The sequence below is a fragment of the Streptomyces sp. NPDC001443 genome, assembly GCF_053597355.1.
This window is the reverse complement of record NZ_JBSFIA010000055.1, coordinates 1-24669: the sequence shown is the minus strand read 5'-3', so window position 1 is coordinate 24669 and position 24669 is coordinate 1. Positions and strand designations below refer to the sequence as shown.

Sequence of the window (24669 nt, the reverse complement as noted above, 5' to 3'; positions counted from 1 at the left end):
GCCTTTCAGTCCGCGACGGGCGTGTAGACGGAGTTCTTCTCTGCGCTCTCCTCCACCGCCGCCAGGACCCGCTGGACCTGGAGTCCGTCGGCGAAGGAGGGGTCGGGGAGGCGGCCTTCGTCGATGGCGTGGACGAGATCGCGTACCTGGTGGACGAAGGTGTGCTCGTAGCCGAGACCGTGGCCCGGCGGCCACCAGGCGTCGATGTAGGGGTGGTCGGGTTCGGTGACGAGGATGCGACGGAAGCCGGCCTCGACGCCGGGGTCGGTGGCGTCGTGGAACCACAGCTCGTTCAGCCGCTCCAGGTCGAAGCAGAGGGAGCCGCGTTCGCCGTTCAGCTCGATGCGCAGCGCGTTCTTGCGGCCGGTGGCGTACCGGGTGGCCTCGAAGGAGGCGAGGGCGCCGGAGGCGAACCGGCCGGTGAACAGGGCCGCGTCGTCGACCGTGACGGTGCCGGTGCCGGCCGCGGGCATCGCGGTCAGGCCGCTGCCCGCGCCGCCGGGCAGCGGCCGCTCCCGTACGAACGTCTCGGTCAGCGCCGACACCCCGGCCAGCCGTTCCCCCGCCAGGTACTGGGCGAGGTCGACGATGTGGGCGCCGAGGTCGCCCAGCGCGCCGGAACCCGCGAGTTCCCTGCGCAGCCGCCAGGTCAGCGGGAAGTCCGGGTCGGTCAGCCAGTCCTGGAGGTACGCCACCCGGACGTGCCGCAGGGTGCCGAGCCGGCCGTCGGCGACCATCCGGCGGGCGAGCGCGGTGGCCGGCACCCGGCGGTAGTTGAAGCCGACCATCGCCAGCCGTCCCCGACCGTACGCCTCCTCGGCGGCCCGTGTCATCGTCACGGCCTCGTCGACGGTGTTCGCGAGGGGCTTCTCGCACAGGACGTGCTTGCCGGCGGCCAGCGCGGCGAGGGCGATCTCGGCGTGGCTGTCACCGGGGGTGCAGATGTCGACGAGGTCGACGTCGTCGCGGGCGATCAGCGCCCGCCAGTCGGTCTCCACGGCCGCCCAGCCGTGCCGGTCGGCCGCCGTCCGCGCCGCCTGGCCGTCCCGTCCGCACAGTACGGCCAGGACCGGCTGGCGGGGCAGGTCGAAGACGCGGCCCGCGGTGCGCCAGCCCTGCGAGTGGGCGGCGCCCATGAAGGCGTAGCCGACCATGCCGACGCGCAGCGGCGGCTTCCCGGCGCCCGGTGGCGACTGTGGTTCCCCTGACGGGTGCGGCTGTTCCATGCGCTCGTCCTCCTGTCGGTCGTGGCGCGCCGGGGGGCTTGCGCCCCCAGCGCGGTGGGGGGTGCGGGCGGGTCCGGTCACCGGAAGCCGGTGGACATGTACTGGTCGACGTTGGTCTTGTCGACGACGGCCGAGTACAGCGTGATCGAGGCGGGGATCTCGAACTCGGCGAGGCCTCCGACGCCCTTGCCCTGGCCGAGGGCGCGGGCGAGGTCGATGGCGGAGGCGGCCATCGTGGGCGGGTACAGGACGGTCGCCTTCAGTACGCCGTCGTCCTGCTTGATCGCCTGGAAGGCGGACAGCGCGCCGGCCCCGCCGACCATCAGGAAGTCGTCGCGTCCGGCCTGCTGGATGGCCCGCAGCGCGCCCACGCCCTGGTCGTCGTCGTGGTTCCACAGGGCGTCGAACTTCGACTGCGCCTGGAGCAGTTGGGCCATCTTCGCCTGGCCGGACTCGACGGTGAACTCGGCGGCCTGGCGGGCGACCTTCTGGATGTTGGGGTAGTTCTTCAGGGCGTCGTCGAAGCCCTGGGTGCGCTGCTTGGTCAGCTCCAGGTTGTCCAGTCCGGCGAGTTCGACGACCCGCGCGTTCGGCTTGTCCTTGAGCTTCTCGCCGATGTAGCGGCCGGCGTTGAGGCCCATGCCGTAGTTGTCGCCGCCGATGTAACAGCGGTAGGCCTGAGCGGAGTTGAAGATGCGGTCGAGGTTGATGACCGGGATGCCGGCGCGCATCGCCTTGAGTCCGACCTGGGTGAGCGCCTTGCCGTCGGCGGGCAGCACGACCAGGACGTCGACCTTCTTGTTGATGAGGGTCTCGATCTGGCCGATCTGCTGGGCGGTGTCGTTGGAGCCCTCGGTGACCTCCAGGGAGACGTCCGAGTACTTCTTGGCCCGGTTCTTGGCGTTGTCGTTGATGGCGTTCAGCCAGCCGTGGTCGGCCTGGGGTCCGGCGAAGCCGATGGTGACGTGCTTGCCGGGCTTGTCGTCGGCGGCGGCCGGCTGGTTGTTCGCCGCGGTCTTGTCGTCCTTGGTGTCGTTGCTGGTGCAAGCCGTGAGCAGGGCGCCCGCGGAGACCGCCGCGGTTCCGAAGAGCAGTCCTCTGCGACTGGTGGTGTGTGACATGGCGGTGAACCCTTTCCTCAGTTCGTGCTCGCGGTGCGGCGCTGCACCAGGACGGCGGCGACGATGATGGCGCCCTTGGCGATCTGCTGGACGTCGCTCTGGAGGTTGTTCAGGGCGAAGATGTTGGTGATGGTGGTGAAGATCAGGACGCCGAGCACGGAGCCGGTGATGGTGCCGCGCCCCCCGCTGAGCAGGGTGCCGCCGATGATCGCGGCCGCGATGGCGTCGAGTTCGTAGAGGTTGCCGTTGGTGTTCTGGCCGGAGCCGGAGAGCACGATCAGCAGGAAGGCGGCGATGCCGCAGCACAGCCCGGACAGCAGGTAGAGGTAGAGCCGCTGGCGGCGGACGTCGATGCCGGCGAGCCGGGCGGCCTCCGCGTTGCCGCCGACGGCGACGGAGCGGCGGCCGAAAGTGGTGCGGTTGAGCGCGAGCCAGCCGGCGATCGTCACGAGTGCGAAGACCAGGACCAGGGGCGGGATGCCCAGCACGTAGGAGTCGCGCTCGCCGAGCTTGAGGACGCTGTCGATGGAGACGATCTGCGTCCGGCCGTCCGTGATCTGGAGGGCGAGTCCGCGCGCCGAGGCCAGCATGGCCAGGGTCGCGATGAAGGGGACCATCCCGCCGTAGGCGATCAGCAGTCCGTTGACCAGTCCGCAGCCGAGGCCGACGAGCATCGCGGTGAAGAGGATGCCGGCGAAACCGTACTCCTGGGTGGCGACCGTGGTCGCCCAGACCGAGGCGAGGGCGACGATGGCGCCGACGGAGAGGTCGATGCCGCCGGAGGTGATGACGAAGGTCATACCGACCGTGACCACACCGATCACGGAGGCCTGGGTGAGGACGAGTTGCAGGTTGCGGGTGTCGAGGAACTCGTCGGGCTTGGTGATGCCGCCGATGACGACCAGCGCGGCGAGCACCCCGAGCAGCGAGAGGGTGCGGACGTCGGCGCGGGCCGGCAGGGCGCGCCAGGGGGCGAGTCGGCCGACCGGCGGCATCTTGCCGGCGGTGTCCCTGGGCGGGGAGACAGGCTGCGTCATGACGCCGGGGTTCCTTCCATGACGAGGTCGAGGACACGGTGTTCATCCAGTTCACGGGCGGGCGCCGTATGTACGACCCGGCCCTCGCGCAGCACCAGTACGCGATCGGCGAGGCCCAGCACCTCGGGCACCTCGCTGGAGACCAGCAGGACGGCGAGCCCGTCGTCGGCCAGGCGGCGTATCACCGCGTACAGTTCGGCGCGCGCGCCGACGTCGACGCCGCGGGTGGGCTCGTCCAGCAGCAGCACCCGGCAGCCGCGCAGCAGCCAGCGGGCCAGGACCGCCTTCTGCTGGTTGCCGCCGGACAGGGTGCGTACGGGCACTTCGGGGTTGTCGGGCCGCAGGGACAGTTCCCGCACGGCGGCCCGTGCGGCGCCGCGTTCGGCGCGCCGGTCGACCCAGCCCGCCCGGGAGAAGCGGGACAGGGTGGAGACCGAGACGTTGCGGGTGACGGACTCCAGCATCAGCAGGGCTTGCGCCTTGCGTTCCTCGGGTGCCAGTCCGAGTCCGGCGCGTACGGCCGAGCGGACGCTCCCGGGGCTCAGTGTCCGCCCGTCGACGGACACGCTGCCCGCCGTGGGCCTGCGGGCGCCGTAGATCGTCTCCAGGATCTCCGAGCGGCCCGAGCCGACCAGTCCGGCGAGTCCGACGATCTCGCCGGGCCGCAGGTCGAGGTCGAGCGCGTCGAACTCGCCGTCGCGGGCCAGGCCCCTTACTTGCAGGACGGGTTCGGCGTCGGGTTCCCGCTCCGGCCGCTCCGGGAAGACGTACTCGACGTTGCGGCCGGTCATCAGGGCGACGACGTCCCGCGTCGGAGTGGTCTTCGCAGGCAGCCCGCCGGCAACCGCCCGGCCGTCCTTGAGCACGGTCACCCGGTCCCCGATGCGCCGGATCTCCTCCAGGCGGTGCGAGATGTAGACGACGGCGACGCCGTCGGCGGTGAGGTCGGCGACGATCCGGAAGAGGTTGTCCACCTCGTCGGGGTCGAGGGCGGCGGACGGCTCGTCCATGACGATGAGCCGTACGTCGTGGGAGAGGGCCCGGGCCATGGACACGATCTGCTGCTGGGCCGCGGACAACTCCCCCACCAGACGCGCGGGATCGATCTCCGGGTGGCCGAGTCGCTTGAGCAGCGCGGCCGTCGACGTGCGCGCCGCCTTGCCGCGGACGACGAAGCCGACGGTGGTCGGCTCGTGCCCGAGGTGGACGTTCTCCGCCACCGACAGGTGCTCCACCAGGTCGAGTTCCTGGTAGATGGTGGCGATGCCCAGGCGCATGGCGGCGATGGGCGAACGCAGGGTGACCGGCTCGCCGCGCCAGCGGATGGTGCCCTCGTCCGGCTGGTGGGCACCGGCCAGGACCTTGATGAGCGTGGACTTGCCGGCGCCGTTCTGGCCGAGCAGACAGTGCACTTCCCCCGCCTGGACGTCGAGGTCGACACCGTCCAGGGCGCGGACGCCGGGGAACGACTTGGCGATCCCGGACATGCTGAGCAGCGGTGGTTCTTGTGCCATGTGGGTTCCCCTCGGCGAACGTGCGGGCCGGTGTCAGGGCGTGCCGCGCCTGCGGCCGGACAGGCGTGCTGCGGCTCGGAGGGCAGGGCTGGGTGCCGTACGGACGAAGGCGTCGTTACGTGGTTACACGAGTCAGCGAACTGTTGCACGAGTCAGTGGGCGTGGTGGACGAAGGTCGCTCGCGCCGACGGGGGTCGGCGCGGCACGGAGCCGCTGTGGGCCTTACGCGGGTGAGAAGAGGTGGTCGCTGATCAGCCGGGCCGCGCCGATGACGCCGGCGCTGGGGCCCAACTCGCCCAGGACGATGGGCAGATTGCGGGTGGCAAGCGGGAGGGACTGGCGGTAGACCTGGGTGCGGATGGCGGCGAGCAGGTTGTGGCCGAGGCCGGTCACCCCGCCGCCGATCACCACCAGGCCGGGGTTGAAGAAGGACACGAGTCCGGCGATGATCTGCCCGACGTGGGTGCCGCCCTCACGGATCAGTTCGAGCGCGGTGGCGTCCCCCGCCGCGGCCGCGGCGGCGACGTCCGCGGCGGTGAGGGTGCCGTTCGTCTCGAACCGGCCCGCGAGTTCGACGGAGAGGCCCTGTTGGGCCGCCTGCATCGCATCGCGAGCCAGTGCGGCCCCGCTGAAGTGGGCTTCCAGGCAACCCCGGTTGCCGCAGGCGCAGGGCCGGCCGTCGGGCACGGCCTGGATGTGGCCGATGTCGCCCGCGCTTCCGGTGGTGCCCCGGTGGACCTGGCCGCCCGCCACGATGCCGCAGCCGATGCCGGTGCCGATCTTGACGCAGAGGAAGTCGGCCGTGGTGCGGGCGACCCCGGCGTGCTGCTCCCCCATGGCCATGAGGTTCACGTCGTTGTCGACCATGACCGGGCAGCCGAGTTCCTGGCTGAGCGCCTCCCGCACGGGGAAGCCGTCCCAGCCGGGCATGATCGGCGGGGCGACCGGCACACCGTCGGGGAAGCGGACCGGACCGGGGACCCCGATGCCGGCGCCGTCGAACCCTGCGGCGAGCCCGGCGGCCTTCAACTTCCCGGCCATGTCCAGGACTTGTTCGAAGACCGCGACCGGCCCCTCCCGGACGTCCATCGGCTGGTTGAGATGGCCGAGGATCTCCAGTTCGGGTGTGGTGACGGCGACGTCGACCGAGGTCGCGCCGATGTCGACACCGAGGAACCTGAGGTCCGGGTTGAGCCGGATGTTGTGGGAGCGGCGGCCGCCGCGCGAGGCGGCGAGTCCGTCGGCGGCCACGAGCCCCGTCTCCAGCAGCCGGTCCACCTCGACGGCCAGCTTCGACCGCGAGAGGTCCATCCGGTCGCCGAGCTGGGCACGGGAGTTGGGGCCACCGTCACGCAGCAGCTGCAGCAGACGAGCCTGATGCGTGTTCGCCGGTCGAGCAGTCATGCGTCTCACGTGCCCCTCCCCGCCAGTTTCGGCCACCAGTGTCGGGCTTTCGACAGGGAACGTATCAGCGGCAGCCGAACCTGGGAAGAAGCTGTGCATGGATTGCCGCACTCTTTTTCCACTCAGAGGACAAAGAAGCGTCCGACCCGACGAACAGACGGCACAACGGACGCTTCGCGCACGGCACTTGACCGGCGAAACTCACCCCCCTGACGAGCGCACCGGCCGGGCGATCAGACCGCGTACAGGCCGTACGAGGTGAAGACGGAGCGGGCTTCGGAGACCTGGTCGGCGGTCGGGACGGGGGTCTCGGCGAGGGTGAACTCCATGCCCAGCTCCTCCCACTTGGCGGCGCCGAGCTTGTGGAAGGGCAGCACGTCGACGCGGCTGACATTGCCCAGGGACGCGGCGAAGGAGGCGACCCCCGCCACGTTCTCCGCCGGGTCGGTCAGGCCCGGGACCAGCACGAAGCGCACCCAGACCTCCTTGCCGAGCGCGGCCAGCCGGCGGGCGAAGGCCAGGGTCGGCTCCAACTGGCGTCCGGTCAGGCGCAGATACAGCTCACGGTCCCAGGACTTGATGTCCAGCAGCACCAGATCGACGCTCTCCAGCAGCGTGTCCGAGGCTCGGGCGCCGAGGAAGCCGGAGGTGTCCAGGGCGGTGTGCAGGCCCAGTTCGTCGTGGCAGCGGCGCAGGATCTCGCCGGTGAAGTCCGGCTGGAGCAGCGGTTCGCCGCCGCTGATGGTGAAACCGCCGCCCGCGGCCCGGATGAACTGGACGTACTTGACCACCTCCTCGACGATCGCGTCGGCCGTGGTCCGCTTGCCGTTGCGCATCCGCATGGTGTCGGGGTTGTGGCAGTACAGGCAGGCCAGCGGGCACCCGGCGAGGAAGCAGACGAAACGGGTGCCGGGGCCGTCCACACCGGTGGACAGGTCCCAGGAGTGCACCGAGCCGCTGACCGGCCCGGTGCCGCGCAGCGCGGCGGCCTGTTCGGCCGGGGTGTCGGTGCTGACGGGGATGAGGGGCAGCAGGGCGCCCGGCTGGATCAGATTCATCACGAAGCCTCCTGGCGTCCCGTGTCCGAACGGATCTCCCGGGGAACGCGCTGGGCGCGCTCCCCGGGAGGACGGTGGCTACAGCGAGCCGTGGAAGGTGCGGCTCAGCACGTCGAGCTGCTGCTCTCGCGTCAGCCGCACGAAGTTGACCGCGTAGCCGCTGACCCGGACGGTCAGCTGTGGGTAGTTCTCCGGGTGCTCCATCGCGTCCAGCAGCGTGTCGCGGTTGAGCACGTTGACGTTCATGTGGAAGCCCTGGGAGGTGACGAAGCCGTCCAGGACACCCGCGAGATTGCGGACGCGGTCCTCGGGAGTGCGTCCCAGTGCGTCGGGGGTGATGGTGTTGGTGAGCGAGACCCCGTCCTCGGCCTGCTCGTAGGGGAGTTTGGCGACCGACAGCGCGCTGGCGACGTAGCCGTGGGTGTCGCGGCCGTTCATCGGGTTGGCGCCCGGGGAGAACGGCTCGCCGGCGCGGCGGCCGTCGGGGGTGTTGCCGGTCTTCTTGCCGTAGACGACGTTGGAGGTGATGGTCAGCACCGACTGGGTGTGCTCGGAGCCCCGGTAGGTGGGGTGCTTGCGCACCTTGCGCATGAACTCCTCGACCAGCCACACCGCGATGGAGTCGGGCCGCTCGTCGTTGTTGCCGTACGCCGGGTACTCGCCGTCGATACGGAAGTCCACGGCCAGCCCGGTCTCGTCGCGCACCGGCGTCACCCGGGCGTACTTGATCGCCGACAGGGAGTCCGTGGCGACCGAGAGCCCGGCGATGCCGCACGCCATGGTGCGCCGGATGTCCCGGTCGTGCAGCGCCATCTCCAGCCGCTCGTAGGCGTACTTGTCGTGCATGTAGTGGATGACGTTGAGGGCGTGGACGTATGTCTCGGCCAGCCACTCCATCTGCTGGTCGAGGCGGGCCAGCACCTCGTCGTAGTCCAGCACCTCGGAGGTGATCGCCCCGGTGGTCGGGCCGACCTGGGCGCCGGACTTCTCGTCCCGGCCGCCGTTGATGGCGTACAGCAGCGTCTTGGCGAGGTTGACCCGGGCGCCGAAGAACTGCATCTGCTTGCCGACCTCCATCGCGGAGACGCAGCAGGCGATGGCGGTGTCGTCACCGAAGCGCGGGCGCATCAGCTCGTCCGACTCGTACTGCAGGCTGGAGGTGTCGATGGAGACCTGCGCGCAGAAGTCCTTGAAGCCCTGCGGCAGTGCCGGCGACCAGAACACGGTCATGTTGGGCTCGGGCGCCGGACCCAGGTTGTACAGGGTCTGGAGATAGCGGAAGGAGGTGCGGGTGACCAGGGTGCGGCCGTCCGCGCCGATGCCGCCGATGGACTCCGTCACCCAGGTCGGGTCGCCGGAGAACAGTTCGTCGTACTCCGGGGTGCGCAGGAAGCGCACGATCCGGAGCTTGATGATGAAGTCGTCGACGAGTTCCTGCGCCGCGCTCTCGTCCAGGAGCCCGGCGTCCACGTCCCGCTGGAGATAGACGTCGACGAACGTGGAGGTGCGGCCGAGGGACATCGCCGCGCCGTTCTGTTCCTTCACCGCCGCGAGGTAGGCGAAGTACAGCCACTGGATCGCCTCCCGGCCGCTGTTCGCCGGTCCGGAGATGTCGTACCCGTAGGAGGCCGCCATCTCCTTCAGCTCGCCCAGCGCCCGGATCTGCTCGGCGATCTCCTCGCGCTCGCGGATCACCTCCTCCAGTCGTGACGCGTCACGGGGCATGGCGTCGAGGTCGGCCTTCTCCTCCTTTTTGGCCTTGATCAGCCGGTCCACGCCGTACAGCGCGACGCGGCGGTAGTCGCCGATGATGCGGCCGCGGCCGTAGGCGTCGGGCAGACCGGTGACGATGCCGGCCTTGCGGGCGGCCCGGATGTCCGGGGTGTACGCGTCGAACACACCGGCGTTGTGGGTCTTGCGGTACTCGGTGAACACCCGCTCCAGCTCGGGCAGGACGGGATAGCCGTACGTCTCCAGCGCCCCGGCCACCATCCGCCAGCCGCCGTAGGGCATGATCGCGCGCTTCAGCGGGGCGTCGGTCTGCAGCCCGACGATCAGGTCCCGGTCCTTGTCGATGTAACCCGGCGGGTGGGCGGTGATGGTGGACGGGATGTCGTACGAGACGTCGTAGACGCCCTTGGCGCGCTCCTCGGGGAAAAGGTCGGTGATCTTCTTCCAGACCGCCGTGGTGCGCTCGGTGGGACCGGCCAGGAAGGAGCTGTCACCCTCGTACGGGGTGTAGTTCTGCTGGATGAAGTCCCGTACGTTGATCTCGTCCCGCCACAGGCCGCCCCGGAAGCCGTCCCAGGCGCTGCGGGTCGGCCGCTGCTGTTGCGTGGTCATCGATGCACGACTCCTTCGAAGTTCGGTTTCGGGGTTCGGAGTTGAGCGGTCGGCTCAGACCGGATCGCCGTAGAAGGCGGTGCGCATCAGCTCCTGCATGTCGGCCAGCATCGGCAGCCGCGGGTTGGCGGGCGCGCACTGGTCCTCGTAGGCGTTCATCGCCTGCTCGGGCAGGGCCGCCAGGAAGGCCGCCTCGTCGACCCCGGCGTCCTTGAACGACCGCGGGATCCCGACCTTGTCGCGCAGTTCCTCCACCGCCAGGGCGAGGGACTCCACTCCTTCCTCCGGGGTGGCCGCGGGCAGGCCCAGCATCCGGGCGACGTCCTGGTAGCGCTGGGGGGCGATGTAACTGCGGTACCTCGGCCAGCCGGTGACCTTGGTGGGGTTGCCGCCGTTGTAGCGGATCACGTGCGGCAGCAGCAGCGCGTTGGTGCGGCCGTGGGCGACGTGGAAGGTCGCGCCCAGGGTGTGCGCCATGGCGTGGACCACGCCGAGGAAGGCGGAGCCGAAGGCCATGCCCGCGATGGTGCCGGCGTTGTGCATCTTCTCCCGGGCGACCGGGTTGTCCGCACCCTCGCTGACGGCCTTCTCCAGGTTGTCGAAGATCAGCCTGATGCCCTGGAGCGCCAGTCCGTCGGTGAAGTCGTTGGCGTACACCGAGACGTAGGTCTCCAGGCAGTGGGTCAGCGCGTCGAAGCCCGAGTCGGCGGTGACCGCCCTGGGCATGGTCATGGTCAGCGCCGGGTCGCAGATCGCCACGCTCGGGGTCAGCGCGTAGTCGGCCAGCGGGTACTTCTGGCCGGTCTCGGTGTCGGTGATCACCGCGAAGGGGGTCACCTCGCTGCCGGTGCCCGAGGTGGTCGGGATGCACACCAGCCTGGCCTTCTCCCCCAGGTCGGGGAAGGTGAAGGCGCGCTTGCGGATGTCGAAGAACTTCTCCTTCAGGTCGGCGAACTCGAGCTCCGGGTGCTCGTACATCAGCCACATCACCTTGGCGGCGTCCATCGGCGAGCCGCCGCCGAGCGCGATGATGGTGTCCGGCTCGAAGTGGCGCATCATCTCGGCGCCCTGCTGCACGGTGCGCAGACTCGGGTTGGGCTCGACGTTGTCGATCACCCGGATCTCCGGGATCTCGCTGCGGCGGCCCAGGACGTTCCGGATCCGCTCCAGGTGCCCGATCTCCACCATCGTCTTGTCGGTGACGATGACGAACTTGCGCGAGCCGCGCACATCGGCGAGGTACTTGATGCAGTCGCGCTCGAAGTAGATCTTCGGTGGGATCTTGAACCACTGCATGTTGTTGTTCCGCCGCCCGATGCGCTTGATCTGGATCAGGTTGAGCGCGGTGACGTTGCCGGAGACCGAGTTGCTGCCGTACGAGCCGCAGCCCAGGGTCAGCGACGGCATGAACGCGTTGTAGACGTCACCGATGCCGCCCTGTGAGGTGGGCGCGTTCCAGATCACCCGGCAGGCCTTCACCGCGCGTCCGTACTCCTCTGCGAAGGCCGCGTCCTCGGTATGCACGGCGGCCGAGTGGCCGAGTCCGTTGAACTCCACCATCTGCGTGGCCAGCCGCACCCCGTCGTTCCGGCTCTCGACCGTCAGGACGGCCAGCACCGGGCAGAGCTTCTCCCTGGTCAGCGGCTCGTCGATGCCGACCTCGGAGACCTCGGCCAGCAGCACCGAGGTGTCCTCCGGCACCTCGAAGCCCGCGCCCTTCGCGATGGCGACCGCGCTCTGGCCGACGATGGCGGCGTTCAGCTGGGCGCCCGCGCAGTCCCGTCCGGCGCCCTCGGCGACCCCGAACAGGTACTGCTCCAGCAGCGCCTTCTCGTGTGCGTTCGTCTGGTACGCCTTGAGTTTGCGGAACTCCTCGACCGCCTCGTCGCGGATCTCCCGGTCCAGGATCACCGCCTGTTCCGAGGCGCAGACCATTCCGTAGTCGTACGTCTTGGACAGCACCACGTCGTTGATCGCGCGCTGGATGTCCGCGCTCTTCTCGATGTACGCGGGCACGTTGCCGGCCCCGACGCCCAGCGCCGGCTTGCCGCAGCTGTAGGCGGCCCGGACCATCGCGTTGCCGCCGGTGGCCAGGATCGACGACACCCCGGGGTGGTTCATCAGGGCGCTGGTGGCTTCCTTGGAGGGCTGCTCGATCCACTGCACGCAGTGTTCGGGGGCGCCCGCCTTCACGGCCGCGTCCCGGACGATCCGGGCGGCCGCGGCGGAACACTTCTGGGCGGCCGGGTGGAAGCCGAAGATGATCGGGTTGCGGGTCTTCAGGGCCATCAGCGCCTTGAAGATCGTGGTGGAGGTGGGATTGGTGACGGGCGTGACGCCCGCGAGCACCCCGACGGGTTCGGCGATCTCCACGATCCCGTCGATGTCGTCGCGGCGGATCACTCCGACCGTCTTCACGCCCTTCATCGAGTTCGTGATGTTCTCGCAGGCGAAGATGTTCTTGACGGCCTTGTCCTCGAAGACACCGCGCCCGGTCTCCTCGACCGCCATCACCGCGAGTTTCGTGTGCTGGGCGAGTGCGGCCAGGCTGGCCTTCTTGACTATGTGGTCGATCTGTTCCTGGGTGTAGTCGGCGTACTCCTGCAGCGCCTCCAGACCGCGTACGACGAGTTCGTCCACGGCCTGGTCGACGTCGTTCGTCTCGTTCGTCTTGTTCTGGGCGACTGGAGCGGCGGCGGCCTCGGCGGCCGGGCCCGTCTCGGAGCTGTGCTGGCCGTCCTTCTTACGGCGGCTGGTCATCGGATCACCTTTCGTTCAGCGGTGTGCCGAAACAGCCGGGCTCTTACGGCTCGGGTGTACTACCAGCGTGGCATTGCCCGCGGGATCGCGCAGATGTGCTGGTGGGCCCCTGTTTCCGGCCGCCCGGACCAGGCCGGAGGGGGCCGCTCGGACCGGGTGCGAGGGACCGCTCGGACCGGGCGGGAGGGGCCGACCGGCCCCGACTCGCCGGTCCGGGGCTTGACGTCCCCGCGCGCCGGGTACCGCAGGCGCACGCGGGCCTGGGCGGAAGCCCTCCGGACGAGACCTCGCCCGGAGGCTCTTGCGCGGCACCTGGTGCGGCGGGCGTCGGAGGGATCCGCGCCACAGCCGTGGTGGATCCCGCGGCGCAATCCCTTCGCGCGCGGTTCCCGTATCACCTCACAGGAGGCGACACCTCAGGCGGGAACGACGGGAGCCATCATGATCTCGGCCTCTGTCACCGATGTCACCCTTCGAGGACTGGGAGTCTGCTGCGCCTCGGGCAATGCGGTGCTGCACGGTCTCCTCGTCCCTGATCACCTCGAGGAGAAGTTCTACATCGGCGTCCTGTTCGCCGTGGGCAGTGCCGTCATGCTGCTCGTGGCGGCGGCACTGGTGACCTCGAAGCACCTCTTGGGGGCCTGGCTGGCCGGGGCGATCGTCAGCCTCGGCATGATCGCCGGCTTCCTGCTGTCGCGCACCGTCGGCCTGCCCGGCGGCTACTACGAACCCGGCTGGGAAGCGCCGTACGGCCCCCTGTCCCTGCTGGTCGAGGGGTTGTTCGTCCTGGCCTCCCTCGCCTGGCTGGGCGAGCGGTCGACGCACCGGGCCGCCCCGAAACCCGCGGACCGTGTGCGCACCGGGCCCGGTTCCGGGCAGTGGACGCGCTGAGACCGGTGCGTCGGCCGGCCGGTTCGATCACTCGGGTACGTAGTGCGCGAGGTAGGCGAGGAGGTCCGGGTCGAGATCGCCGGCGCGCATCTTGTCGTGGACGGCGGACGAGAGTCTGGCCTCGACCAGGAACCGGTAGGCGAAGCTCTCCACGCTCGGCGCGGTCCAGAAGATCTCGCGGCTCGGTCGCCTCAGGACGATCTTGCCGTCGGGTCCGTACCTGGTCTCCGGCTTCTCGGTGAAATCCCGGTCCGAGCAGACGACGGCGGACTGCCCGCCGTGGTGCAGGTAGAGGTACCACATGATGCAGCTCTGCTGATCGCGGAAGAAGAGCACCATGCGGTCGGCCGGGTCGACCGGGCTGGGCAGCGGGCCGGACACGTCGGTCCAGGCACCGTCGCCCTCACGGTCGAGGCAGCGGTGCAGGTTGGCCCGGGTGATCAGCGCCGTGAAGTCGGCGGGGAGTGCGAGACCATCTCTCGCCAGCTCGGCCTCGATCGCATCCGTGACGGCCGTACGGTGTTCGAGCGGATCGCCGATGTCGCCGAACCAGGCGAAGTCGCCGACGAAGGACTCCTCGTCCAGCGGCGGAACCGTGTCCAGCGGATAGGCCCGGAACCACGCGAAGGCGCGCCCCTGCCCGTCGTACGGCCGGTAGGGCCCGATGCCGTGCCCGGCCCAGAACGCCGGAAGGCGCACCGCCGCGGGACCGTCGCCGATCCGGCGGAATCCGTCCTCGGGGTACGCGTGCGCGGGGGGACCGGCCGCAAGGACACGGGGCGTCGAGCGCGCCGGGGTCCGCGGCAGCCGGATGTCCGGCCGACCGAGTTCGTCCGCCGGCCGGACGTATCCGGGCTGGTCCTCGGGACGGGGCCGGGGTACGGCCGGGACGCTCACCCGGAAGCCGTCACGTCGCTCCTCCGGCCACCGCGCGTCGATGGCGAGGGCCGCGACCTTGCAGTCGGGGCATTCATCGGGGTAGCCGCCCCACCCGCCGAACTGGGAGCCGGTCATGTCCGGCTTCTCGATCCCGCAGAGCGTCCGGCGGAAGTAGCCGTAGGCGTGGCGGTGGGCGTCCGGCATCATGTCCGTCCACGCGGCCTCCCACCGGATGTCCCAGGGGCAGTGCCCGGGGCGGCTGACCTCGTGGTCCGGAGTCCCGAACCTGGTCACCGCGTAGCACCAGGTGCAGACCCAGCGCTCGCGACACCATCGCGACGGTGCGTGCCCCCACCTCGTCATCTCGTGGTCACAGACATCGCAGCGCATGGCGGAATCCTGCCATGTGCCCGAGCGGTGGCTCAGCGGCCTGGTCACGGCCCGGCCCGGCCCGGCGCGACGCCCGGGGACGGCCGGTGCAGGTCGCGTACTCGTGACGGACGGAACTTCGTCCCGGCCCCGTCCGCCCCGCACGAGACCGCCTTCAACAAGGACTCGAGGGCAACGGCTCCGCACCTCGTCGGCCCACAGGGGGCTGCAGGACGCTCAGTCGATGCAGAACTCGTTGCCCTCGATGTCCAGCATCGGGATGCACGAATCGTTGCCGTCGTACAGCGTTCGCACGTGTACCGCGCCCAGCGGGATCAGCCGTGCGCATTCGGCCTCGAGCACGGCGAGACGTTCCTCGCCCACGAGTCCGGTACCGACCCGCACGTCGAGATGCACCCGGTTCTTGACGGCCTTGCCTTCCGGGACACGCTGGAAGTACAGCCGCGGGCCGACACCCGAGGGATCGACGCAGGCGAACCATGAATCCCGGTCCTCCGGGGACTGGGAGCTCTTGAATTCCTCCCAGGTGGCGAATCCCTTCGGCGGCGGTGGCACGACGTATCCCAGCACCTCGCACCAGAAGCGGGCGAGGCGCTCGGGTTCGGCGCAGTCGAAGGTGACCTGGAACTGCTTGATCGATGACATCGGCGCACCATAGCAGGGGTCCGGATCCTCATCTCCCGTGTGGGCAAAGGCATGTTGACGAAGCAGCAGACGCCCGTTGCGCGTCCGGGCTACGGCAGGCGTGGACGGAGGCCTCCGTCGAAGGCAGTACTTGAGGCCGGGCTTGCCCGATGGCACCGCCGCCGAACCCGCGGGCATGGACACTTTCCTTGTCGGCAGGAGCAGTTGGCGTCACCGACGGGAACGGGAACGGGAACAGATGGATCAGCTTGCAGTGGGCGCCGTGGTCGCGCTGATCGCCCGCTACGCCGAGGGTCTGGCGGGGGGCATGCTCGACACCGCGGTCACCGAGCGGCTGCGGCGGCTCTGGGACACGGTCACGGCCCGGTTCCGCGGGGATCCGGTGGCCGAGGGAGCGCTGCGCCGGTTACGGGAGCAGCCCGGCAACGTCAACCGTCGCGGCGCTGTCGCGGACCATCTCCAGGAACTGGTCGACGCCGACCCGCACTTCGCCGCCGCACTCGCGACGCTGGCGCGCGAGGCCGAGCACGCGGGCGGCGGGGCGAACAGCGTGCGCCTGGAGAACACCGGAGCCGTCGCGCTGGACGGTGCGCGGGTGGAGATCAGCGGCGGGTCCATCGCCGCGGGGCGGGACGCCCGGATCGAGGGTACGTACACCGAGCGGACGCGATCGGCCGAGTGATGCGAGTCGGAAGGACGTCCGGTCGCCGCGGGGCGGCCGCGGCGGCGGTCGCCGTGTGCGTGGCCTTGCTATCGGCCGGGTGCAGCGGGCCGGGGGACAAGGAGGGCAAGGCCCGGAGCGACGCCCTGTCGCCGTGGACCGCCGAAGCCTCCTCCACCGCGACAGGACACACTGGTTCGAGGGGTTCCTCCGAACCGGCCGCCTCCGGGCGATCGTCCCCGGCCGCCTCCGGGCGATCGTCCCCGGCCGCCTCGGAGCCGACGGCCGGCGGTGACGCGAGCGGGCGCGGTGATCCCGGCCTCGGGGCGACGCCCTCGCGCACGGCCGGTGACTCCCCCTCCCCCACCCGGTCCCGTCCGGCCGAGGACGTACGGATCGTCTGCGGGGTCCGGGCGCCTTCCGGGACGGCCGCGGACGGGCGCGGGCGACAGGTCCTGGTGTTCCCTTCTCCCGGTACCGATCACACCTACCCCGACACGCGTGCTCCGCTGCGCGCCTGTGCCACCTCGGGGCTGCCGGTCTCGTACGCCTACGAACCGCAGGAGAACTGCCACACCGAGGGCGGTCAGGTCGTCCTGAACGGTACGACGGGCAGTTGCACCGTGATCGCCTCCCAGCCGGGCGACTCCGCCTGGGCGCCCGCTCGGGCCGTGCGCCGGGAATTCCGGGTCGGGCCGCAGTGGGTGACCGCGTCGTGGGCCGATCCGCCGGTCCGTCTGTCCTACCCGGGCGTCACCGTCGTACGCGTGCGCATCGCGGGTTCCCAGCCGTTCAACGGCTTCGTGGAGATGACCACCGCCGGTGCCTGCGGGTTCGGCGACGGCAGCAGCGACCGCACATCGGTCACCCTCGCGGCTCCGCAGACGCTCGTCTCGGTCAGCGTGGTCGCCAGGGATCCGCGCTCCGGCGGCCAGTGCACGCTCGACGGCTACGCCAGCTCCAACCACGGCATCAACGGCTATCTGTCGCAGCGCACGTACACGATCGTCGCCCGGGGCGGTGCTTCCTCGTCGTCCGCCGACGGGTCGCCCTCTCCCTCATGACCGACTCCACCCCCGCCGCACCCGGCGGGATCCATGGGTCCGGGCCCGTCGCCACCGGCGGCGGACAGGTGAACATCAGCGCTCCCGGGGGCGTGGCGGCGGGTCGGGACGTCCGGATCGAGACGTTCCACCAGTACGTCGTCGAAACCCCCGCACGGTCGCGGCGACCTCGGCCCGGCGGGCTGCGGCCGTACCCCGGACTGCGCCCGTTCGACGAGGACCGGGCGCACCTGTTCCACGGCCGGGAGCGGGAGACGGAGCAGGTGCTGAGTCTGCTGGCGGCTCATCCGGTGAGTGCCGTGGTCGGCTCCTCCGGTTCCGGCAAGTCGTCGCTGCTCGCCGCGGGGGTCGCGCACGCCCTGCGGCAGGGCGGGCTGCCCGGGAGCGGGCGATGGGCGGTGCGGCTGCTGGGCGGCGGCCCGCTGCCCGTGGAGCAGTTGTGCGCGGCTCTGCGCGCGGCTTTCGAGGACGCGGGGGTGGCGTACGGACCGCTTCCCGGACCGCACGCCCTGCGGGCGGACCCCGCGCTGTTCGGACGGCTGTCGGCTCGTCTGGCGACGTCTACGGGCGAGCGCGTGGTGTGGCTGCTCGACCAGTTCGAGTCCTACCTGTCGCCCGCGCAGCCCCCTGCCACGCTGCGCTGCGTGGCAGGGGCCGTGCTGTCGGTACGGGAGCACGGCGCGGGAAGCGTCCATGTGCTGGTGGCCCTGCGGACCGACCTGTACCAGCGGCTGGAAGCGGACGCGGACCTGGCCGCGGAGGTGAGCGGGCACCAGTTCTGGCTGCCGCCGCTCACCCGCGAGGGCCTGCGCGACGCGGTCCGCGGCCCGGCCGAGGCCGCGGGCCTCGACGTACAGGAAGAGCTGACGGACCGGATCGTCGCGGACGCGGCAGCCGGTCCCGGCAGCCTGCCGCTGATCGCGTACGCCCTGGAACAGGTGTGGGAGCGGGACGACGCGCGAGAGCTGACGCTGGCCGCCTACGAGGCGACCGGCGGGGTGGCCGCAGCGCTGGAGCGGGGGGCGCAGCGGGCCTGGGACGCGCTCGACGCACCCGGGCAGGCGGTCGCCCGGCGGGTGCTGGTCCGGCTCGCCCATGTCGGCGGCGGCGAGCGGGCCACGCGGCGGGTGGCGTTCGCGCGGGACCTCGTCACGGACGTCGACAGCGAGCAGGCGGTGCTGGCCGTCGTGGACAGCTTCGTCCGGGAACGGCTGCTGCTGGTGGGGCGGAACCTGGTGGACGGGGAGGCGACCGTCGAGGTGGCGCACGAGGTGCTGCTGGAGAAGTGGCCGGCGCTGCGCCAGTGGCTGGCGGACGAACCGCGGGCCAAGCAGGTCCAGGACGACATAGCCGCCGGCACGGCTCAGTGGCTGGAGCACGGGCGGGACGAGGGATTTCTGCTGCCGACCGGCCGGCTGCTGCTGTGGGAGCGGCTCGATCCGGCGCGCTGGCCGCTCAATGAGCGGGAGGTCGCCTACGTCGAGGCGTCGCGGCGGGCGCGGGCGCGGGTGCGGCGGGACCGGGAGCGGGCCAGGGTGCTCCAGCGCCGCTGGGTGGTGACGGGGATCTGCCTCGTGCTCGCGCTGGCCGTCGCCGCTTCGGCGTTCTGGGTGCAGCAGCGTACGGCCCGGGCCCGGACGGTGACGGAGGCTCTGCGGCTGTCCGCGCAGGCCAGGTCGGCGATGGGCGAACGTCGTGATGTGGCCGAGCTGCTGGCTGCGGCGGCGGTGCACACGAATGACGCGGCGGCCACCCGGTCCGCTCTGGTGGACGTGCTCGGCCGCCAGGGCGGCCAGCTCGCCGTCCACCGACCGCGTTTCGGGGCCGCGCGGCCCAACACGCTGACGGCCCTGCCGGCGGCCGGCGGAGTGCTGGTGCTCGGTTGTTCGGACGGATCGCTCCGGCGCGTGGACCCGGTGAGCGGCGCGGAGCGGGGGGTCTTCGGGGAACGCAACGGCGACGCGGTGTCGGCGGTCGCGGTGGCGGACGGTCTGCTGGTCTCCGGCGACGAGACCGGCGGGGTGGTGGTGCAGCCGACCACGGTGGGGGCCGGCGTGACGGCGCGGCTTCGGGCGCCCGGTGGGGTGCGGATCGCGGCTGTCGCGCTCGACGCCCGGCGGGGTGTCGTGCTGGCGGGCGGGGTGGACGGAGTGGTGGCGCGATGGCTGGTGCGCGACGGACGGGTGAGCCCGCTGAGGAGCGTGCGGCTCGCGGGTGCGGTGACGGCGATCGCGGTGCATCGTCCGGGCAGCCTCGCGGCGGTCACCACCTCGGCCGGGCACGTACAGGAGATCTCCACCGACCCGGCGCGGGCCGGGGTGGTGTCCGACACCATGGTCAACGCTCCGGGGGCGGGCGCCGTGGCGGACACCGCGGTGGCGGGCGGAGGTCTGGCGGTCGTGGACGGTGTGCAGTTGCACCTGTGGGACCGGCCGGGTGCGCCGCCTCGTACCGGTGCCGCTCCACGGACCACCGCCGTGGTCGCGGCGCGCCAGACGGTGTTCACGGGGGACAGCACGGGCCGGGTCCGGGTCTGGACCGGTCCCGGGGTGCCGCGCCCCACCGGTGAGGCGCTCGTCGGCCCGCCGGCCGACGCGGTCGTCGCGCTCGCCACGGACGGCACACTGCTCAGCGCGCTCACACGGGAGCGCAGACTGGTCGTCTGGGATCTCGGCGGCCGCCGCTCGCCGGCCGCGGTCGCGCGGGCCGCTTCGGTGGGAGGCAAGGCGACAGCGGTCTCCTACGGTCCCGCGGGCACCCTCGCCCTGGGCGACAGCACCGGGACCGTTCGCTTCGCCGGGTCCGGACCGTACTCAGGCGCCCGGATGAGTCTGTCCCGCGCCCCGGTCACCGGTCTGGCCTGGACGGGGCGTGCGTCGCTGGTGGCCGGCACCGCCGACGGCGTCCTGCACGGCGTGGACCTGACCACGTTCACGCACAAGCCGTTGGCGGTGCGCCCGTCCTCCCCGGTCAAGGACGTGCGCTCGGCACCGGACGGCACCGTCGCCGCCGCCTGGGACGACCAGGTGCTCATCCACCGCCCGGACGGCTCCACGGTGCGGCTGCCCGGATCCACCGGAGGAGGCATCCACGCGCTGGCTCTCGGACCGCACGGAGAGATCGCCCTCTCCGTCGGAGCGCCCACCGTGGCACGGGTGCTGCTGTGGCCGCGTGGCATCGCCACCCGGGCTCCCGTCCTGCTGCGGGGCCATCGCCTCTTCGTGGCGGCGCTCGCCTTCTCGCCCGACGGCGGCACCCTGGCGACGGGCAGCGACGACCGCACCGTCGCCCTGTGGGACGTGCGCTCCGCCCGCCGCGTCGGCACGTTGACAGGTCACGGCGACACCGTGCGGGCGCTGGCCTGGTCCGGCGGACACCTGCTGGCCTCCGCCGCGGAGGACGGCACGGTACGGCTGTGGGACACCCGTTCTGCCACCGGCCACGGCATGGGGCCTCCGCTGCGCTACGCCGAGGACGACGAGGTGACCGCCCTGTCCGCCTCCCCCGACGGTCTTGAACTCACGGCCGCGAACGGTCACTACGCCGTGACCTGGCCGTTCGCCCCGGAGGCATGGACATGGAGAGCCTGCGCCCTCACCGCCGAACTGCGCGGCGACGACCAGGAGCAGAGCGTGATCACCGGCTACGCGGACGGCACGTACCCGATGGACGTCTGTCCCAAAAGTTGACGTCGACGACGATCCGGACCCGTCCCGTCGGCAGCCGCGAACGTGAACCGGTCGTCGTGCGGTGCGCTTGACGCCGTAGGTGATTCCGCCAAGTACAAGGCCGTGGGAGGCTGTTGGCGTCCGGCCGGGGTGGATCAGGGGACTGCGAGAGGGGTCACCCGGTGTCGTGTGCGATGAGCGGGACGGCGGAGGCCACGTCATGAACGGCGAGATGGCGTGGATCACCGTCGGCTGGATGCTGGGATTCACCGCGGTCAACGCAGGGCTCTACGCGGGCTGGTGGCGGCGTACACGGGACGAACGGAAGTTCCTCAGCGACATCCGGGCAGCGGATGCGGACCCGATCCGGGCGGCATGGTGGCTCGGCGGCTCGTGGGACACCGCGCCACCGCAGCAGGAACGGTACGCGGCAGAGGTGGCCGTGTGCCTGCTGATCCTGGCCGAGGACGCCGAGATCGACCGCGACGGTCGGATCACCGTGCCGCTCGGACGGCTCGGCAGGCACACGGACCCGGTCCTCGCCGCGCTCGTGACACTCCTGCGTCTGCACAAGGGCGCCACGGTGCACGAACTGCTCACCGACCCTCGCTTCCAGCGGTTCCGGAAGGTCCTTCGGTCACGTCGTCCGCCCCTGCGCAAGTGGTTCGGCTCCTACCGCGTCCCCGCGCTGACAGCCGCCTTCGTCACCGCGTTCGGCATGTCGTTGCACGCGATGGTCACGCGCCACGCCGTGCCTGGACTGCCCGACCGCGACCCGGGCTGGTGGACCACGGTCTGGATAGGGCTGTGGGCCGTGCTCGCCGCCCACGCAGCCCTCTGGCCGCAGGAACCGTCCCGCCCCTGGCCCCGGTTCACCCGCAACTGCCGTGCCGCCGTCGCCCGGGCTCTGGCCGGCCAGAGCCCGGACACATCCCGCCGGGTGTCCATCAGTTCGTCGAAGCCGTCCGAACCGCCCTCGCCGGCAGTTGTGGCCGACTCGAAGCCCCGGGCCGGAGGCGACTGACAGCGGCCCGGGGGTCAGGAGGTCGCTTCCCTGATCTCGTCCAGGGCTGCGACGAGTTGTGGGGCGACCGCCTCCTCCCTCCACCGGAGGGCGTCCGTTCCCATCTTCCGTGGGACCGTCTCGACCAGCATGATCAGGTAGAGGTACGCCCGGTAGAGGGCGAGACGGAGAAGGGCCGGGGTGTCGAACCCGGCTCGGCCGCCGGCCTTCCGGTAGCCGGCCAGAAAGGCCTCGTCCTTCCTTATGTTCCCCAGGAGGGCCAAGGAGACGAAATCGGCCAGGGGGTCGCCCCAGAGCATGCGCTCGCCGTCGATGAGTCCGCCGATGCGCACCGGTTCGGCCGAGGGCTCCGAGCCGGCCGGGAGTACCGGCTCGGCCGGGCGCTCCACGAGGACGTTGCCTCGCCACAGGTCGAAGTGGACGAGGGCGGGAACGATGACCTCGTCGAGCGCGTCGTACGCGGCCCGGAGCCCACGGTCGATCTCGGCGGCCGGCCGGGGCAGCCGGGCCTCGAAGCGGCGCGCGTCGTCGAGGACCGCGTCGAGCATTCCGGTGAAGGCGGTCCGCCAGTCGGCCGTGAGCGGGCCGAGTGCGCCGGACGGGTATCCGAAGGCCGGTCCGGTGACCCGGTGCAGGGCGGCGACCTGACGACCCAACTCGTTTCGCAAACAAGCCTGTTCGGCGTCGGTGAGCGAGCTGTCCCAGGGGGTGCCGGGGCACGCCGTCATCAACAGCGTGGTGTTGTCGTCGTCGAGCGCGAGGAGGCGGGGCGCCGGCACCCCCGCCTCTTCGGCGCGACGGTAGAACTCCGCCTCGGAGACGAGGAGTCGGCTCTCGTAGCGCAGCCCCGGGGCGTCCGGCGCGGTCTTCAGTACGCAGCGGCCGCCGTCGGTGAGCACGAGTTCCTCGACGGTGTTGTACGTGCCGCCGCTCAGCGGACGCACACGGGCCAGGCGTTCGGGCGGGATCCCCGCACCCTCCAGGATGTCGCGCGCCCGTTTCCAGGAGTCCACCGCGTTCGCCCGCCTCTCCCCGTCGGTCACCCGGCCGCGTACACGCCCTTGACGTCCCGGCCGTCCGCGATCAGTGTGCCTGGCCGTGCCCCGGGCACCGACCCTCCGGAGTCCGACGCGGGCCCGGCACAGCGTACGTGCGTCCCACCGCCCTCCGCATCGGCTTGCCGCTGTTCGTCGGGCGGGCGGGAGACGAGCGTCAGCGCCGGACCGGACGGACCGGGAGCACTTGGACGCTGTTGCCGATGAAGCTTCGCTGGTGGGGCAGTTCGGCTTCGGGGACGGCGAGGTCGAGGTCCGGGAAGCGGGTGAAGAGCCGCTCCAGGGCGATCGTGGCCTCGAGGCGGGCGAGCGGGGCGCCCATGCAGTAGTGCATGCCCTGGCCGAAGGAGAGGTGCCGGGCCGCGCCGGGCCGGGTGACGTCGAAGCGGTCGGCGTCCGGGCCGTGGAACGCCTCGTCCCGCCCGGCGGCGGTGTAACCGGCGAGGACCGGCGTCCCCTGCGGGATGACGGTGCCGCCGAGGGCCAGGTCGCGGGTGGGGTAGCGGAAGGGGAACCAACTGACCGGACCGTCCCAGCGCAGCGTCTCGTCCACCACGTCCGACCAGGTGACCCTGCCCTCCAGGACCAACGCCAGCTGGTCCCGGTGCGTGCACAGCGCCCGTACGGCGTTGCTGATCAGGTTGAGGGTGGTCTCGTGGCCGGCGACCAGCATCAGGCGCATCGTGCCGATGAGCTCGGCCTCGCTGAGCCGGTCGCCGCCGTCCTCGCGTGCGGCTATCAGGGCGCTGGTCAGGTCGTCGCCGGAGGCGGCCCTGCGGGCGGCCGCGATCGTGCCGAGCAGTTCGACGAGCTCGCGTACGGCGGCCATCACCTCCGCCGGGGTGGTGTCGGTGGCGATGATCACGGTGTAGGTGAGTTCGTGCAGCCGGGCGCGGTACTCGGCGTCCACGCCGAGCAGCTCGCAGATGACGCTCAGCGGGAGCGGCAGCGCGAAGTGCGTACGCAGGTCCGCGACGCCCTCCGGGGCCTCGGCGGCGGCCCGGCCGAGGTCGTCGAGGAGGCCGGTGGTGAGCTCCTCGATGCGCGGTCGCAGCCGCTCCACCTGGCGGACGGTGAACGCGTTGCCGACGAGCGAGCGCAGTCGGCGGTGGTCGGCGCCGTCGGCCGTGTGCATGCCCTGGGCGTCGGCGAAGACCCGCAACGGCCAGTCCGCGGGGATCGTGCCGTCGTTCAGCGCCGGGCAGTGGCGGGCGTCCTTGGCCACGTCGGGGTGGGAGAGGAACTCCTTGAGCGCGTCGTGCCCCACGACGACCGCCGCGGGCACCCCGCCGGGCAGGACGACGTCCGCGACGGGCCCCCGGGCCCGCAGCTCGGCGTTCAGGGCGTGCGGGCAGCCGCCCGCGGGGTCGACGACGTGAGCGGGAGCGGGGATGCGGGAGGACAAGCCGGGACTCCTGACCGTATGAACGAATACCGGCGCCAACAGTGCGGTGCCGATGGGCGGTTGTACAAACCCATTCCGGCGAGACCGCGGTCACATTCCCCCCACCCGCATCGTGAGCCCGCGTACGCGCAGTGTCGCGGAACCGGTGAAGCGCCCCACATGACCCACGTCACCCACTACCCACGATAGTGGACAAAAAGGGACATGTTTAGGCGCGCACACATGCTTTGACCTGCGGATTGAGAGCCATCTCACACCAACCGGCAAACACCCCAATGCGGCCACAACTAGTAAAAGGGGTCATTGCGGACGCTTCTCGGGCCTGCTTGTCTTGAGGACGTCGCCAGGCACCACGACCCCCCAGGGTCACGGTGCCGACGCACGCCAGGACCGGAACACACGGTCCCCCGGCGAGCGAGCGACCTCCCCGTCCCCGAAGAAAGTGGTACTCCGTGTCCCTCGCCGCCATCCGCCGCATCGCCAGCCCGAAGAAGGCCCTCACCGTGACCGCCGTCGTCGCCGCC

General features: G+C 71.3%; 17 protein-coding genes. 5 read left to right on the top strand and 12 right to left on the bottom strand.

Annotated elements, in window-relative coordinates; all coding sequences use genetic code 11:
- Positions 1-5: 5 nt before the first annotated feature.
- The 8 genes from ACWC24_RS37625 to adhE all read right to left on the bottom strand — a co-directional run bounded on the left by ACWC24_RS37625 (position 6) and on the right by adhE (position 12463).
- Positions 6-1226: a Gfo/Idh/MocA family protein gene (locus tag ACWC24_RS37625; protein ID WP_450667410.1), complete on the bottom strand. Its 1221-nt coding sequence runs from the start codon at positions 1224-1226 to the stop codon at positions 6-8.
- A gap of 77 nt (positions 1227-1303) precedes the next feature.
- The gene (locus ACWC24_RS37620) at positions 1304-2347 is read right to left on the bottom strand and encodes a substrate-binding domain-containing protein (protein ID WP_450667409.1); all 1044 of its coding nucleotides are present in this window, start codon (positions 2345-2347) and stop codon (positions 1304-1306) included.
- A 17-nt stretch (positions 2348-2364) separates the two neighbouring features.
- Positions 2365-3384, bottom strand: a complete 1020-nt coding sequence (locus ACWC24_RS37615) for an ABC transporter permease (RefSeq protein ID WP_450667408.1) — start codon at positions 3382-3384, stop codon at positions 2365-2367.
- A complete protein-coding gene (locus ACWC24_RS37610) occupies positions 3381-4898 on the bottom strand; it encodes a sugar ABC transporter ATP-binding protein (RefSeq protein WP_450667407.1) in 1518 nt (505 codons plus the stop codon). Before ACWC24_RS37610 ends, ACWC24_RS37615 begins: the two co-directional genes overlap by 4 nt.
- Before the next feature lie 222 nt (positions 4899-5120).
- On the bottom strand, positions 5121-6302 hold the full coding sequence (locus ACWC24_RS37605) for an ROK family protein (protein WP_450667406.1): 1182 nt from the start codon (positions 6300-6302) through the stop codon (positions 5121-5123).
- A 233-nt stretch (positions 6303-6535) separates the two neighbouring features.
- On the bottom strand, positions 6536-7360 hold the full coding sequence (pflA, locus tag ACWC24_RS37600; protein ID WP_450667405.1) for a pyruvate formate-lyase-activating protein: 825 nt from the start codon (positions 7358-7360) through the stop codon (positions 6536-6538).
- A 78-nt stretch (positions 7361-7438) separates the two neighbouring features.
- Entirely contained in the window at positions 7439-9703 is a 2265-nt protein-coding gene (gene pflB / locus ACWC24_RS37595) for a formate C-acetyltransferase (protein WP_450667404.1), read from the bottom strand.
- A 54-nt stretch (positions 9704-9757) separates the two neighbouring features.
- Positions 9758-12463, bottom strand: a complete 2706-nt coding sequence (gene adhE, locus ACWC24_RS37590; RefSeq protein WP_450667403.1) for a bifunctional acetaldehyde-CoA/alcohol dehydrogenase — start codon at positions 12461-12463, stop codon at positions 9758-9760.
- Positions 12464-12904: 441 nt separating this feature from the next.
- On the opposite strand from adhE, the gene ACWC24_RS37585 reads away from it, so the two are divergent.
- A complete protein-coding gene (locus ACWC24_RS37585; RefSeq protein ID WP_450667402.1) occupies positions 12905-13354 on the top strand; it encodes a hypothetical protein in 450 nt (149 codons plus the stop codon).
- 27 nt (positions 13355-13381) lie between these two features.
- On the opposite strand, the gene ACWC24_RS37580 is transcribed toward ACWC24_RS37585, so the two are convergent.
- A complete protein-coding gene (locus ACWC24_RS37580) occupies positions 13382-14527 on the bottom strand; it encodes a hypothetical protein (protein ID WP_450667401.1) in 1146 nt (381 codons plus the stop codon).
- Positions 14528-14839: 312 nt separating this feature from the next.
- The gene (locus ACWC24_RS37575) at positions 14840-15268 is read right to left on the bottom strand and encodes a VOC family protein (protein ID WP_450667400.1); all 429 of its coding nucleotides are present in this window, start codon (positions 15266-15268) and stop codon (positions 14840-14842) included.
- Between the two features lie 238 nt (positions 15269-15506).
- On the opposite strand from ACWC24_RS37575, the gene ACWC24_RS37570 reads away from it, so the two are divergent.
- The 4 genes from ACWC24_RS37570 (at position 15507) to ACWC24_RS37555 (ending at position 21685) form a co-directional block, all read left to right on the top strand.
- Positions 15507-15950 carry a hypothetical protein gene (locus ACWC24_RS37570; protein ID WP_450667399.1) on the top strand — a complete coding sequence of 148 codons (444 nt, stop codon included), beginning with the start codon at positions 15507-15509 and terminating at the stop codon, positions 15948-15950.
- Positions 15951-16387: 437 nt separating this feature from the next.
- Complete coding sequence (locus ACWC24_RS37565) at positions 16388-16993, top strand: hypothetical protein (protein WP_450667398.1); 606 nt, start codon at positions 16388-16390, stop codon at positions 16991-16993.
- Positions 16990-20682, top strand: a complete 3693-nt coding sequence (locus tag ACWC24_RS37560) for an nSTAND1 domain-containing NTPase (protein ID WP_450667397.1) — start codon at positions 16990-16992, stop codon at positions 20680-20682. Before ACWC24_RS37565 ends, ACWC24_RS37560 begins: the two co-directional genes overlap by 4 nt.
- Positions 20683-20881: 199 nt before the next feature.
- Positions 20882-21685: a hypothetical protein gene (locus ACWC24_RS37555; protein WP_450667396.1), complete on the top strand. Its 804-nt coding sequence runs from the start codon at positions 20882-20884 to the stop codon at positions 21683-21685.
- 14 nt (positions 21686-21699) lie between these two features.
- Here ACWC24_RS37555 and ACWC24_RS37550 read toward each other — a convergent pair whose 3' ends face one another.
- Complete coding sequence (locus ACWC24_RS37550) at positions 21700-22698, bottom strand: phosphotransferase family protein (protein WP_450667395.1); 999 nt, start codon at positions 22696-22698, stop codon at positions 21700-21702.
- Between the two features lie 199 nt (positions 22699-22897).
- Positions 22898-24145: a cytochrome P450 family protein gene (locus tag ACWC24_RS37545; RefSeq protein WP_450667394.1), complete on the bottom strand. Its 1248-nt coding sequence runs from the start codon at positions 24143-24145 to the stop codon at positions 22898-22900.
- Positions 24146-24669 lie beyond the last annotated feature (524 nt).